Annotated in this window: 11 protein-coding genes; all 11 read left to right on the plus strand. The window is 44.1% G+C overall.

All coding sequences use genetic code 11. The features are described from left to right. A partial coding sequence (locus GC098_RS02815; RefSeq protein ID WP_171640771.1) for an S-layer homology domain-containing protein occupies positions 1 to 246 on the plus strand: 246 nt, incomplete at its 5' end. Between the two features lie 53 nt (positions 247 to 299). Beyond that, positions 300 to 1,112, plus strand: coding sequence for a permease (locus tag GC098_RS02820; protein WP_312879974.1), 813 nt, complete (start codon positions 300 to 302; stop codon positions 1,110 to 1,112). After that, the gene (locus tag GC098_RS02825; RefSeq protein ID WP_171640773.1) at positions 1,109 to 2,023 is read left to right on the plus strand and encodes a TIGR03943 family putative permease subunit; all 915 of its coding nucleotides are present in this window, start codon (positions 1,109 to 1,111) and stop codon (positions 2,021 to 2,023) included. Before GC098_RS02820 ends, GC098_RS02825 begins: the two co-directional genes overlap by 4 nt. 19 nt (positions 2,024 to 2,042) lie before the next feature. Continuing rightward, complete coding sequence (locus GC098_RS02830; protein ID WP_171640775.1) at positions 2,043 to 3,107, plus strand: HupE/UreJ family protein; 1,065 nt, start codon at positions 2,043 to 2,045, stop codon at positions 3,105 to 3,107. Between the two features lie 581 nt (positions 3,108 to 3,688). Beyond that, positions 3,689 to 4,663 carry an N-acetylglucosamine kinase gene (locus GC098_RS02835; RefSeq protein WP_171640777.1) on the plus strand — a complete coding sequence of 325 codons (975 nt, stop codon included), beginning with the start codon at positions 3,689 to 3,691 and terminating at the stop codon, positions 4,661 to 4,663. A gap of 12 nt (positions 4,664 to 4,675) precedes the next feature. Next, positions 4,676 to 5,590 (plus strand): N-acetylmuramic acid 6-phosphate etherase, encoded by a 915-nt coding sequence (gene murQ, locus GC098_RS02840; RefSeq protein WP_171640779.1) that lies wholly within the window; start codon positions 4,676 to 4,678, stop codon positions 5,588 to 5,590. Positions 5,591 to 5,671: 81 nt separating this feature from the next. Then, positions 5,672 to 7,033 carry an ABC transporter substrate-binding protein gene (locus tag GC098_RS02845; RefSeq protein ID WP_171640781.1) on the plus strand — a complete coding sequence of 454 codons (1,362 nt, stop codon included), beginning with the start codon at positions 5,672 to 5,674 and terminating at the stop codon, positions 7,031 to 7,033. Positions 7,034 to 7,105: 72 nt separating this feature from the next. Beyond that, positions 7,106 to 7,999 carry a carbohydrate ABC transporter permease gene (locus GC098_RS02850; RefSeq protein WP_171640783.1) on the plus strand — a complete coding sequence of 298 codons (894 nt, stop codon included), beginning with the start codon at positions 7,106 to 7,108 and terminating at the stop codon, positions 7,997 to 7,999. Positions 8,000 to 8,009: 10 nt separating this feature from the next. After that, a complete protein-coding gene (locus tag GC098_RS02855; protein ID WP_171640785.1) occupies positions 8,010 to 8,849 on the plus strand; it encodes a carbohydrate ABC transporter permease in 840 nt (279 codons plus the stop codon). Between the two features lie 27 nt (positions 8,850 to 8,876). Continuing rightward, a complete protein-coding gene (locus tag GC098_RS02860; RefSeq protein WP_246358388.1) occupies positions 8,877 to 9,752 on the plus strand; it encodes a MurR/RpiR family transcriptional regulator in 876 nt (291 codons plus the stop codon). A gap of 104 nt (positions 9,753 to 9,856) precedes the next feature. Beyond that, on the plus strand, positions 9,857 to 13,822 hold the full coding sequence (locus tag GC098_RS02865) for a chitobiase/beta-hexosaminidase C-terminal domain-containing protein (RefSeq protein ID WP_171640787.1): 3,966 nt from the start codon (positions 9,857 to 9,859) through the stop codon (positions 13,820 to 13,822). The last annotated feature ends 115 nt before the right edge of the window (positions 13,823 to 13,937 follow it).

Genomic DNA, 13,937 nt, shown 5'->3' on the forward strand with positions numbered 1-13,937 from the left:
AACTTGAGTATGCTGGACAAAGATGTTTCCAAGGGCAACTTGACGGATATGGCAAGCGCAAGTTCATATGCTGTGAATCAAATCAAAGATGCAGCAGAAGCTGGCATCATCAGTGGCAAGAACAATGGGATATTTGATCCGCAAGGCACATCCACACGTGCGGAGGCTCTTACGATCATTCTGAATGCATTGAACATTAATCCCCAACTGAAAGCACTCTTGGACAACTTGAAAAATATGTTCTAGTCATCTTCATCAGCATTATATTGGAAGCTATCCCTTTCGTTTTGCTCGGTGTATTGCTGTCCGCATTGCTGCAAAGTTTTGTATCCGAACAAACGATCCGTCGCTGGATTCCTTCCAATCCATTTCTGGGCATTATCTTCGCCAGTTTATTGGGCATTCTTTTTCCCATATGCGAATGCGGCATGATTCCCGTCGTTAGAAGACTGATTTTGAAAGGAATGCCCGTATATGTCGCTGTCGTATTTATCCTTACGGGACCTATCATCAATCCGATTGTGTTCTCCGCCACTTATTTGGCCTTTCGCAATCATCCTGCTATGGCTTATTCGCGAATGGGGCTTGCTTTTGCTGCCGCTGCTGTCATCGGTGTACTATTGTACCGGTTCCTGAAAAGCAACCCTCTGCGCAACAGCAAAGAACACTTATCGGCGCAAACATCTTTGGAAGGACATCAGCATCAAGGAAGTAAATTAACAAATCTTTTTGTCCATGCCTCGGACGAGTTTTTTGAAATGGGCAAGTATCTTGTCTTCGGATCCCTGATGACCGCTCTCATCCAAATCTTTATGCATCGTGAAAGTTTGGTCGCCGTCGGACAAGGTCCGCTAAGCTCGCATTTATTTATGATGGGCTTCGCCTATGTGCTGTCGTTATGCTCAACTTCAGACGCTTTTGTTGCTTCATCCTTTCAGTCGACTTTCAGTGCGGGGTCTTTGTTGACATTTCTCGTGATAGGTCCAATGCTGGATTTTAAAAGCACTTTAATGTTGCTCGCTGTATTTAAAACAAGATTCGTACTCGTCTTGTCTATGCTTGTTGCGATTACCGTCCTTGCGGGATCGCTTCTTTGGGAGGTCCTTGGATGAAGGGAAATCGCTTGCTGAGCTTGCATTATTTGCTGCGTACGATTATTTTGCTTGGATTTTCGTCCTATATCGTATTTTTGACCAAAACCGATGCGCTCCAGTATTACTTAGCGCCACGCATGATGATCTACGTCAAAGTAGCTGCTGTTGCCTTATATGTTATTGCCTGTTTTCAAGGTTATTCAGCCATTCGTATCTACCAGGGCAAACGAGTGGCCTGCGACTGTGAACAACCTGTTCCTCAATCTGCTGTTCGAAGTACGTTGTCGTACGGATTGCTGATTCTCCCTTTGCTCGTCGGCTTTTGCCTTCCGAATGCTGCGTTAGGCAGCGCTATAGCATCGGCCAAAGGGATGAATCTCTCAACTGCGAAGCAGGAGCGGCCCAAGAGCGCCAGTACAGTCCCAAGGCCGGCGGCGCTCCCGGCAGCAACAGGTACAGCCAATACCGATGCGGAAATTGAGCAATTGTTCCACGATGAGTGGCAAAAGGAACTTTCCCAGATTGGGATGAATCTTTATAAAAAAGATCTGATCGTAGTCAAACCGTCCCTGTATAAAGAAATTCTCTCGTCGATTGATTTGTTTAAAAATAATTTCATAGGAAAAAAAATCGAGATCAGTGGTTTTGTTTTCCGTAAAGAGAATATGAAAAGCAATGAGTTTGTCGTTGGACGTTTTGTCATTAACTGCTGCTCCGCTGATGCCATGCCATATGGGGCCATGATCGATTTCCCGGCAGCTCAGAACTACACCAAAGATACTTGGGTCAAAGTTACAGGCACAATCCAAAGCGGCAGTTACAACGGCAATGATATCATCATGATAAAAGCTGACCAGGTTGAGAAAATTGCAGTCCCGGAATCGCCGTATCTTCACGCGAATTACGATCCTCTTAAGGAACTTGACTAAACAAAAAAGGGGTACAGCTATGAACCGGCGTTCACTCTTGTATTTGATAATTATCTTTTTATGCTTATGCTTAGGCACTGCCACAACTGCATTTGCGCATTCTGTAAGCACGGGCTTATCGTCGTTAAATGTTAAAGGGAACGAGATACTCTATGACCTTTATTTTGATGAATTAGATTTGATGCAAAATTTCGATTCCAACGGTGATAATAAGCTGGAGAATGAGGAATTGACCTCGCAAAAAGAGAGTCTCGAATCGTATGTACAGAAGGGTCTGCGTATAGATGTGGATTCAAAGCCCTTAAAGATGGAAATTCTTTCGATGAAGGTGGCAAAAAGGAGTCCCACAAATGCTGTGGTGTTTCAACTGAGGTTTACCGCTGATGAAGTGATCGAACAATTTAATCTTCATTACAATATGGTGTTTGATGACGCGCCTGCTCATACGAGTACACTCATAGTCCGTTCAGGGGAAAATTTACAGAATGATATTATTGATAGCGCTAATCGAGATATTCTGATCAACCTTCCCCAGCCTAAGACTGGCGCTGTTTTGTGGAAATACTTTAAGCTTGGAATCGAACACATTTTGATTGGTTATGATCATTTGCTGTTTTTGTTATCCTTGGTATTAATCGCATCTCGCTTCAAGGATGCTTTGAAAATTGTTACATCTTTTACTATTGCCCACAGCATTACACTATTCTTGGTGGCGACGGGCCGCATCCATGTCATCCCGTCTTGGGTTGAAGCGTTGATTGCGCTGACGATCTGTTACGTGGCCGTGGAAAATATGTTTGTTCAAAAGGCGAAATGGCGGTGGATATTGACAGCCGTATTTGGCCTGATTCACGGCATGGGCTTCGCTGGGGCTTTGGCTGAAACCGGACTTCCGAAGGGCATTCTGATTGGCTCGCTCCTGATGTTCAATTTAGGTGTAGAAACAGGGCAAATCATGATCTTATGCCTATTATTGCCTCTCTTGATGTGGCTGCGAAGGTTCCCATGGTATCGTAAAATGATGATTTCAACGTCTTGCCTTATTTTTGTACTGGCATTTTATTGGTTGATTCAAAGATTGTAATTAGGCTACAAAAGCAAAGCGGAAAGATTTCTTTTATTGAGCAGGAGGTATTCTCCTGCTCTTATTCTGTTGTGGATGACAAAAAAGGTGAATGTTGAACTCAAATAAGCGCCTACATAAGCAGTAAGTACCGATTGGACCATTACATAAAGGAGGTCGGGATTATGAATAGTTACTATTATGTCGTAAAAGACAAACTAACCTAATATGGATGGGAGACACCAGCACCAATGTATGCTTGCAAGGGGAAGGGCTCTCTAGACTAGCCTAAATAGCGCATTGCAGAATGGCAAAAAGGTTGAAAAAAGTTCAACCTTATACGGAACTATATTTATACATACAGTTAAGTCATCTTCATCCCAAGCTTAGGCTGTGAAGTTTAGCAGGTGGAAACCCTGCTTGGAGTAATTTCAGACGTTAAGAGATCGGGCTTGCCGGGCGTACTTCATTGTAAAGAGGTATTTTCAATTTTGAAATTCTATTTCAAAAATAAATTAATTATATTGACATGATATTTCAATATTCATATAATAAAAATATAAACCAAGTGAACCCAGCAAAACAGGAAGGAGGTCCATTTTTTGCCATACGTAATTGGAATAGACGGCGGAGGCACCAAAACCTCCTGTGCGATTCAATACATTGAACTTGACGGTCAGGTTGTGAGTTGGGAACGCGGGAAAACGCTTTTCGGGGAGGCAACGAATCCGCAATCGGTTGGATGGGATGCGATGTACTGCAGATTAAAGGATCTTATCAGCCAAGCTATTCAAGCGAGTGCCATTCGTCCGGGCGAAGTTGTTGGTATATGTGCAGGAATAGCCGGAGCGCGTCTGGAGGCGGACGAAGTCAGAATTGAACAATCGCTGCTGCAAATTGCGGGTGAGCTCAAGCTGAATACAGAAGTTGTATATACGGTTACAACGGATTTGTACATTGCTCTTAGAGGAATGTTGGATTCGAAACAATCCCAAGGCATCCTCGTGATTGCAGGCACGGGCTCCAATGCGATTGGTTTAACCGATGGGGTTCTCTATAGGTCCGGGGGGTGGGGGCATGTGCTTGGCGATGAGGGTAGCGGTTATGCAATCGGTCTTGAGGCATTGAGAGCAGTTTGCAGAGCTTACGATTATCGTGAGGCGCCAACTGAGTTATCTCATATGGTTTTGAAGGCGCTTAAAATCTCTGGAGAGAGTGAATTAATCACTTATATGTACCCTGCGTCGCCACCGAAGAATGAAATTGCAAGTATGGCCAAGCTGGTCATCGAGGCATCCCATCGCTCCGATCAGACGGCTATCCGAATTTTACAGAAGGCGGCAGATGATTTGGCGGAGCTTGTCAGAAGCTTGTTTCTGAAATCACGAAAATTTGACGTACATACGCCGGTTTTCGTGACAGGATCAGTATTCACCCACTCTGAATTACTCAGAGAACGATTTGCACAGCACTTGAAGAAAGATGGCTTAGGTCATGTTCAGTTATCTCGTGGTGATTCTTTAGATGGAGCTTTGACCGTCGCCCGCGAATGCTTTACCCAAATTTATAATCAGTGATGGTGATTTCACATGAAAATTGATTTATCGACATTAGCAACAGAGCAGCGAAACCAAAATAGTATGAACCTTGATCAGATGTCCGTTCAAGAGATATTAAAAATAATCAATACCGAAGATAAAAAGATAGCGGAAGCAGTTGAAAGCGTGCTGCCCGATATAGAGCTGGCAGTGGGCCAGATCGTTAAGGCATTTAAGCAGGGGGGCAGACTATTCTATGTTGGTGCTGGTACCAGTGGAAGGCTTGGCGTTCTTGATGCTGCAGAGTGTGTGCCAACTTACCGGACGCCGCCGGAAATGATACAGGCTGTCATTGCCGGGGGACATAGTGCGATGACCCGTGCCGCTGAAGGCATCGAAGACGATGAGGAGCAGGCGGTTCAAGAATTGAAAGACCGCAACTTGTCCAATCTGGATGTTGTTATAGGAATTGCAGCAAGTGGCCGAACGCCTTATGCAATAGGTGCATTGAAATACGCTCGAAATGTAGGCGCTTACACAGTGGCTTTATCCTGTAATCATGACGCTATAATCAGTCAATTTGCTGATTGCAAAATCGAAGTCATCGTTGGTCCGGAAGTCGTCTCGGGGTCAACCCGGATGAAATCGGCCACTGCGCATAAAATGATCCTCACAATGATGAGTACGGCCTCGATGGTTCAGTTGGGGAAAATTTATGAAAACTTAATGGTCGACGTTCAGGCTTCAAATAAGAAGCTGATAGAGCGAGCAAAAAGTATGGTTATCGACATTACGGGGTCCTCATATGAGAAAGCGGAAGAGGTTCTCGTCCAAACAGGCTTTGAAGTGAAAATTGCAATCGTCATGATGGAAGCGAATGTATCTTTGGATCAAGCGAAAGCCGCTCTCGAGCAAAGCGCCGGCCATGTCAGACTCGCCATTGAACAGGTCAAAAGTGGATTGTAGAAGCTGTAAGAAATCTCACTGAATCCTTCGTTCAGGCGTTCGTGAGTTTCGATAATACATATATGAAGAGGGGTTATGGGTATGAAAAAACTTGGTCAAGGAATGGTTGCAGCCGCCATGGTTGTCACTATGCTTACAGGGTGCGGCAGCACCGGAAATCAGACAACGAATAAAGCGGTAGATTCAACACCGTCTGCAGGTACTGCCGGCACTACTGCAGCGCCTGCAAAAGCGAAGCTTTCCGGAAAGCTGGAAATTCAGTACTTCGTAGGTGGTTACGGTGACAAATGGTGGAAAAAGGCCATTAGCGATTTCAAAGAGGCGAACCCAGGATTGGAAATTGTTGAGCAGGCAGGACCCAGTGTGAACACGGAGATGAAGACTCGATGGATTTCGAATAGCCCACCTGATCTCGTATACATAGCAGGCGCAGGCTCCAGCGAAGCGCAAATGGTAGCGGATGATCAATTGATGGATCTGACGGAATGGTCCAAAACATTAAAGCTGGAAGATGGATCTCCGCTGCTTTCCAACCTGTTTGTTCAACCTAGCGTGTATGAAGGGAAAAATTATAGCTTACCGCTCGTTTTTGACGCTTGGGGCACATGGTATGACCGCAAGTGGTTGAAAGATAACAATTTCAAAGTGCCAACCGACTTTACTAGCTGGATGGACAGCATGAAAGAGATTAAAGCGAAAAGCGGCATCGCTCCGCTTGTAACGGACGGCATGCATCCTTACCCGCTTAGAGGGCTATTCATGCCGGGGGCAGCAGCTGAAGGCGGAGCCGCATTCATTGCTGATCTGGTCGATGCCAAGCCGGGTGCCTGGCAGAGCGAAGCTGCGCTGAAAGTGGCGAAGAAGATTGAACAAATGCAAAAGGCTGGGCTGATCGATCCAGGCTTTGCGGCGCTCAATCATACCCAATCGCAGATGAATTTCCTCCTTCACAAAAACGCGTTTATTCCGGTAGGGTTCTGGCTGCCGTTTGAAATGCAAAAGGATGTTCCGCAAGGTTTTGATTTTGGCTTCAGTCCGACACCTTTACAAGATGCAGGCAAGCCGTTGTCTATCGTTCCTCAACCGGCCCCTGTCGCCATTGCCAAGAAAGCGAAAAATCCTGAAGCGGCTAAGTCGTTCCTGGACTTTGTTTTCAAGCGGAAATATGCAGAGCTTTCTTTGGAGCTGCAAGGTGCGATGATGAGCGTGAAGGGCGTCGATGTGAGTAAAAACGAGAAAATTCCTGCATATCTTAAGGAAGTCAATGTTTTGGTTAACGATAAATCCAAGGTTACCTTCAGTACGCTGCCGCATCCGATGCATGCGGACTTGGAGAAGCCGATCTTTAACGAGCTGGTTTCGTTGATGGTGGGCAAAATTTCGGCAGAAGAGTTTGTGAAGCGCGCTGATAAAGCTGCTGCTGATTTCAAGAAAAACCAGTAATATGCGAAAAATGGGAAGGCAGGGAAGCACCTGCCTTTCCGATTATTCAGCAAGGGAAGCAAGGTGATATAGATGGTTCAATCGAAAGCGCAGCGAATGAAGTTTTTGGCTTTTTGCTTGCTTCCGACTTTTGTGATGTTTGCCATATTTAGTTTGTTTCCGCTATTCAGCGGCATGTACTATTCATTTTTCAAATGGTCAGGCTCCGGAGGCAATAAAACTTTCGTCGGCTTGAAGAACTATATTCGTTTATTTAATGACCCGGTTATACCTCAAACGATTTATCATGATTACTTTCTCGTGTTTTTTAAAGTATTGCTCATCATGCTGATTGCAACGTTTTTTGCTGTTGTGTTAACACAATTTCGCATTAAAGAAGCTGCTTTCTACAGAGTTATTTTCTTTTTCCCGAATATTATGTCTGTCGTAGTCGTCGGAATCCTGTGGATGTTTATCTACAATCCCAATATGGGTATTGTGAATTCGGGTCTTCGCCAGCTAGGTCTAGAGAGCATGGCAAAGCCATGGCTAGGTGATATGACCTGGGCGCTGCCGAGCTTGGTGCTTCCGGCCGTATGGGCAGGGATTGGGCTATTTATGTTGATGATTATGGGCGGGATCAGCAATATACCGACCAGCATCTATGAAGCTGCGGATGTCGATGGAGCAACACGCTGGGAACAGTTTTGGAAAATTACGGTTCCCCTGATCTGGGCGCAGCTCAAATCATCGATCATCTATATTGTGATTACAACGCTGAACGGTTCGTTCGTCATTGTGCAAATCATGACCGAAGGTGGTCCGAGCAATTCGACACACGTGATGGGATCTTATTTATATCAACAAGCTTTTGTAAACTATAATTTCGGTTATGCGGCTGCGATCGGTGTCATGATTCTGGTCTTTTCCTTAATTACGGTGTTGCTGCTGCAATTGCTATTGAAACGTGAAAAAATTCAATACTAGGAGATAACAGATGAGATCTATAAATCAACTTGCTACCGGAGTGGTCGTTCGCATTCCTTTACTCCTATGGTCTGTTGCAGTTATTTTTCCAATCGTCTGGATGCTAATCAGTGCGTTAAAGTCGAATGCCGAAATTTTCGCTTCGCCATGGGGATTGCCCGAGATATTCAACTATGCTAATTTTACCAAAGCATGGACAGAATATCATATTGGAAAAAGCTTTTTTAACTCGGTGATGGTGACAGGGATCGGAACGGTGCTAAATTTGGCTTTGGCTGTACCGACTGCTTATGCGATTGAGAGAGTGAACTTCCGCGGAAGCGTCATCCTGCATAATATCTATTTGTCTGCCATGATGATTCCCATGGTCTTAGGCTGGATACCTCTCTTTTTCATGCTGATGAAGTTTCATATGCTGAATAATTTAATTGGGCTGGCTGTTGTATATGCGGTCATTAAATTGCCTTTCAGCATCTTTATACTCACCAGCTTTATCGGGAGCATTCCCAAGGAGCTGGAAGAATCAGCGACCATGGATGGGTTGTCGCCATATGGGGTCTTGTTCCGCATCGTTACGCCTTTGGCCATGACGGGAATTGTCACGGTAACGATTATGAATGCGATCCAATTTTGGAACGAATATTTTATGGCCCTTATCTTTTTGCAGTCGCAAGAAAACTATACCCTTGGCGTAGCGATGGACTTTTTAAATAAAAAAGCGCAATATCAAAATGAGTGGGGGAGCCTATTTGCAGGACTGTCAGTGTCCATGGTTCCTGTTCTGATCTTGTACGCTTTTTTCCAGCGGCATATCGTACGTGGTATGATTGAAGGAGCTGTCAAAGGATAGTTTTTGAAAACGGAGGTAGTGTGAGGAATGGCTGACAATCATCTTGCCCAATCGCTTTCGGGAGGTTTAATCATGCTCAAGGAAATGGCTGAGCAATTACCTCCTTCCGAAAGAAAAATTGCCTTGTATATCATAGAGAATCCCCATGAGGCGATTCGGTGTACTGCCAATGAATTAGGAGAATTGAGCTCTACTAGCGCTTCTGCGGTCATTCGGCTTTGCAAATCTCTCGGACTTGGCGGATTACAGGAATTGAAGCTTCGGGTCGCCGGCGACATGCGCAAATCCAATAAAGAGGGCTTTACTGATTTTCAGCCCAATGAACCGCAGCCATCGATTGTGCAGAAAGTAACGGCCAATAGCATCCAAGCTTTGCTAGAGACTGCGGAAATCATGAATTATGATTCATTGTCGAAAGCAGTGGAAGCACTAATACGAGCCAAAAGCATTCATTTTTATGGTGTAGGTGCATCTGCCGTTATCGCTCAGGATGCGCAGTTGAAGTTTGTTCGTATCAACAAATGTACAACGTCGAGTACGGATTTCCATCTTTCAGCGATGCTCGTCGCCCAGTCAAGTAAGGATGATGTTGTCGTAGGCATTTCATTCTCGGGAGAAACGTTTGAAGTTGCCAAAATTTTGGAGCTGGCCAAAGAGAAGGACGCAACGACGATCAGCTTAACGAGCTACGGATTATCACCGCTCAGCGAAATTGCAGACGTTAATCTGTACGTTTCCGCCAAACAGGAACAGGTATTCCGAAGCGCCGCCACTTCTTCGCGTCTTGCTCAGCTTCAATTCATCGATATTTTATTTATGTGTGTGTTAACGAGCCAGTACGAGGCATCCATTCAAAAGCTGGATGAGGTTCGTATGGGGATTAATTTCATTAAGCAAAATTGAATATTCACTATGTTTGAAAAAAAAACGCTTCTCGTAGTATCGGGAGGCGGGTTTCGAATAATAAATGAAAGCGGTTACTAAGGTAAATAGAGAGGAGAAAGAAGATGAACAAAAAAAGTAAGATAGGCAGCAAAATAGCTCTATCAATCATGTTGGTTTTTGCTCTGGTGTTTAACTTAGTGTCCATGACGATTGCTCCGGTTCAGGTAAAGGCGACAACCAATCAAGAGTTTGTTGAATCTTTCGAAAATGGATTTGCCCCTGGTGGTTGGAGAAATATTAACCATAATAATCCTAATAGAGATACTCTGGTTGACGCAACATATATAACGACTGTAGCGTCAGCAGCAAATCCTCTCGGGACACCAGTGTTCTATCCAAATCCTTCAGGTTCAAAAACATCAAGCGCATTTATTCAAAAGAAATTCTTAACTGCAGGTACAGGTATAGTTTCAGTTTCGTTCTATGATACTGCGACTAATATCGCTGCAGGAACGTTAAACCAATTTAATATTTATAATTCTGATAATGCTTCTTTTAATAACGGTTATGTTCCTGGAGCAAATAATTTGGTTGGTCTTGGAATATCGGCAGCAAATACATACCAAATGAGAACTGGTACCGGTGGCACTTATATAAATACAGCTGTCACAAGAACAACCGGATGGCATACGTTTAAATTTGATGTTGATTCAACAGGTACAACTGTTTATTTGGATGGTACTCAGGTTGGTACACATTCTGGTGTAACAAGCTTTGATACGATCGATATGGGTGATATTTGGACGAATAGCGCTGTCCAAATGTATTACGATAATCTTCAGGTTAAAATGGGAAGCATACCAAATGCGTCTTTAAGCGCAATTAATGTTGACGGAACTCCTATAAGCGGATTCTTGCCAAACATTTTTAATTATAATGTTCAAGTACCAACTGCAACTCCTATTCCTACAGTAACAGTAACTACAACAGATCCTAATGCAACTAAAACAATTACTCAAGCAACTGCTGTACCAGGAAAAGCTACAATTTTAGTAACATCCGAAGATGGTACAGTAACAAAAACGTATACAGTTAACTTTAAATTACCGCAGCCAGTGTATGAATTTTTTGATGACTTTAAGTATACAAGTCATACAGACCCTAAATTAGCGGCACATAATTGGGTACTGCAAGACGGCGATGGCATGAGACCTGGTGACTTAGCGATACAGTGGAAAGCTTCTAATTTTAGATTTGGTACAGGTCCTGCCGATACTGCGTTTCCTAATGAAACGGACATTATGACCATTTCAGCTACAGCAACAGGAACACCAAGCACTTCATCTAATGCTCAAATCAGAGAAGCATATGAAAAGTTTGGAGACGGTATTTATTCATCAAGGATTTATTTTACGGACACGCCAATTACGGGTCCTAATGCAAAAGATAAGATCGTTGAAACGTTCTTCCCGATTAACAGAAATCAATATATCGGTTGGCAAGGCTACAGTGAAGCAGACTTTGAATATTTACCAAACGATGGTTGGGGAGCTTCCACTAACGGTCCTGCCATGTATTTTACATCCTGGGGGCCATATACGTTAAGTTCTACAGGATCACAAGTGAACGTTCAGAATCAGTCTACCAACAAAGTACAAAGCTATCAGGGCTGGCATACTTATACAATCGTTGTGAGAAATGGTTTTAATTATTATTACATTGACGGACAGTTGATGGCGTCTCACGGTCAACCAGCTGGCGGTGCAGATAGCCCGATGGCTCCTGCGTATAACCTGTGGTTTTTGAAAGGCGGAATCAATAGTAATACGACGCCTCGTACTTACGAACAATACGTTTCATGGTTGTATTATACAAATGATTTATCAGCATTCGTTACTACAGGTGCTGCAGGTACTACAGCTCCAGCAAATATTTCATCAACAGTTGAAGCGAACGTTTTAACTAATGTAAATACTTACAAAGGACAAAGTAAAGATTTTGTTGACACGGTCCCTAACCCTATCGTAACGGCAAGTACTATTAAAGTGAATGGAACAGAATTAAGTGGATTTGCTCCAGGCGCAACCGAATATACCGTGCCTACAACAGGCACTACAGTTCCAACCGTTACAGAGACTGCAACAGACAGCCTTGCAAGTGTGACAGTCATACCTGCGACAAGCATTCCAGGTACAACAACGGTGATGGTTCAATCCACAGATCTGGTATTGAATACAACCTACCATATTAACTTTACTGCGGCAGGAAGCACAGAAGTTGCACCGCCTGTAGCAAGTGTAGGAAACGGTGCGTTCGTTCAAGGTTTCAATGTAGCGCTTAGCGCTCCAATCAACAGCGGAGCTAAAATTTACTACACAACAGATGGTACAACTCCAACAACAAGCTCGACAGCATACACTGGACCAATTTCAATTGCAGGCACTTATAAACCTACGATGAATACAATAAAGGCTATTGCCGTTCTTTCCGGTAATACAAGTAGTGTGGCAACCTTTAAATATGCCACCTTGCCTTTGACGCCGCAAGTCGTCGCAGCGCCTGTAATCTCTCCAAATGGAGGTACATTTGCTGGTTCGGCAACAGTTACAATTACGGATACAGCAACCAGTGTTGCAATTAAAGGTTCGGATATTTACTATACGACAGACGGAAGTGACCCAACTACAAGCGCTACACGAATTCTATATACAGCTCCTTTCGCATTATCAAGCACGAAGACGGTTAAAGCGGTTGCAACCTTCCCAGGTGTAACACCAAGTAATGGTGTTGTTAGTGCTAGCTTCACGGTTACTGCTCCACAAGTTGCTGCACCTACAGCAACACCTTCTGCTGGAACGTACGCGGAAGCACAAAGTGTAACGCTTAGCAGCACTACACCAAGTGCAACCATATACTACACAACGAATGGAAGCACACCAACAACAGGTTCAATACTATACACAGGACCTATAAATGTATCAAGCAGTATGACAATTAATGCTATAGCAACAGCAACTAACAAGACAAACAGTGCTGTGTCACAATTTGCATATGTTATCATGCAACCAGCAGCAACACCTACAGCAACACCTGACCCAATTGCAGGAGCAATAACAACTACAACAAACGTATCACTTTCTACAACAACATCAAATGCTATAATTTATTACACAACAGACGGAAGTACACCAAGTACGTCATCACCTATGTATACAGAACCGTTTACTTTACCGGTAGGAAGTGTAACAGTTAAAGCGATAGCAGTAGCAAGCGGTATGGCAGATAGCGCTGTGGGAACATTCACTTATACTGTGAATCCACAAGAAATGACACCACCGGTAACGACAGCGAATATGACACCAGCCGTGCCGGATGGACTGAATGGATGGTATGTACATCCTATAACGCTAAACCTAAGCGCTTCCGACAGCATATCGGGTGTAGCAAAGACGGAGTACAGTCTGGATGGAGGAGCTACGTGGCAAAGCTATACGTCGCCTGTAACGTTCAGTCAAGACGGCGAATATGCCGTGAGCTACCGTTCAATAGACAATGCCGGCAACATAGAAATGCCGGAGTTCGTCAGCTTCAAACTGGACGCGATTGCTCCGACAATCTCCGTCACTGGATTGGTGTACGGTACGTATAGCGACTCCGTGGACATCTCGCCAATCATTGCATTGAGCGATGACCTGTCCGGGGTTGACAACAGCAAAACTACAGTGACGTTGGATACGCACGCGGTGCAGCAAGGGACAACGATTCCTCTTTATACGCTGCCTCTCGGTTTGCATGAATGGATCGTTACTTCGGTCGATCTGGCGGGGAACACAGGGAGCCAAACGATATTATTTCAGACAACAACTAACTCCAATTCCTTAAAGGCATTAGTTACGCGCTTTGCGAATGCCGGATGGATCGATAACGCGGGTATCGCGAATAGTTTGCAAAGTAAACTTAGTAAAGGCAATTTAGAGGCATTTATAAATGAGCTAGAGGCCCAGAGTGGAAAACATATAACAACGGAAGCATCAACGTATTTGCTGCGGGACGCGCAAGCGATTCTGCTGAGTTCAAATCATCAATAAAGCAAGGCGAAAAGATTTCTTTTATTGAGCAGGAGATATTCTCCTGCTCTTATTATGCTGTGGATGACAAGAAAGCAACTTCTATAATTAGCAAAAGGAGGTCGGGATTATGAAT

The organism is Paenibacillus phytorum, assembly GCF_013141715.1.
Taxonomy (GTDB): domain Bacteria; phylum Bacillota; class Bacilli; order Paenibacillales; family NBRC-103111; genus Paenibacillus_E; species Paenibacillus_E phytorum.

Coding starts and splice junctions, on each gene's coding strand:
- GC098_RS02825 (WP_171640773.1), top strand. CDS start 1,109: ATGAAGGGAAATCGCTTGCTGAGCTTGCATTATTTGCTGCGTACGATT.
- GC098_RS02830 (WP_171640775.1), top strand. CDS start 2,043: ATGAACCGGCGTTCACTCTTGTATTTGATAATTATCTTTTTATGCTTA.
- murQ (WP_171640779.1), top strand. CDS start 4,676: ATGAAAATTGATTTATCGACATTAGCAACAGAGCAGCGAAACCAAAAT.
- GC098_RS02845 (WP_171640781.1), top strand. CDS start 5,672: ATGAAAAAACTTGGTCAAGGAATGGTTGCAGCCGCCATGGTTGTCACT.
- GC098_RS02850 (WP_171640783.1), top strand. CDS start 7,106: ATGGTTCAATCGAAAGCGCAGCGAATGAAGTTTTTGGCTTTTTGCTTG.
- GC098_RS02855 (WP_171640785.1), top strand. CDS start 8,010: ATGAGATCTATAAATCAACTTGCTACCGGAGTGGTCGTTCGCATTCCT.
- GC098_RS02860 (WP_246358388.1), top strand. CDS start 8,877: ATGGCTGACAATCATCTTGCCCAATCGCTTTCGGGAGGTTTAATCATG.
- GC098_RS02865 (WP_171640787.1), top strand. CDS start 9,857: ATGAACAAAAAAAGTAAGATAGGCAGCAAAATAGCTCTATCAATCATG.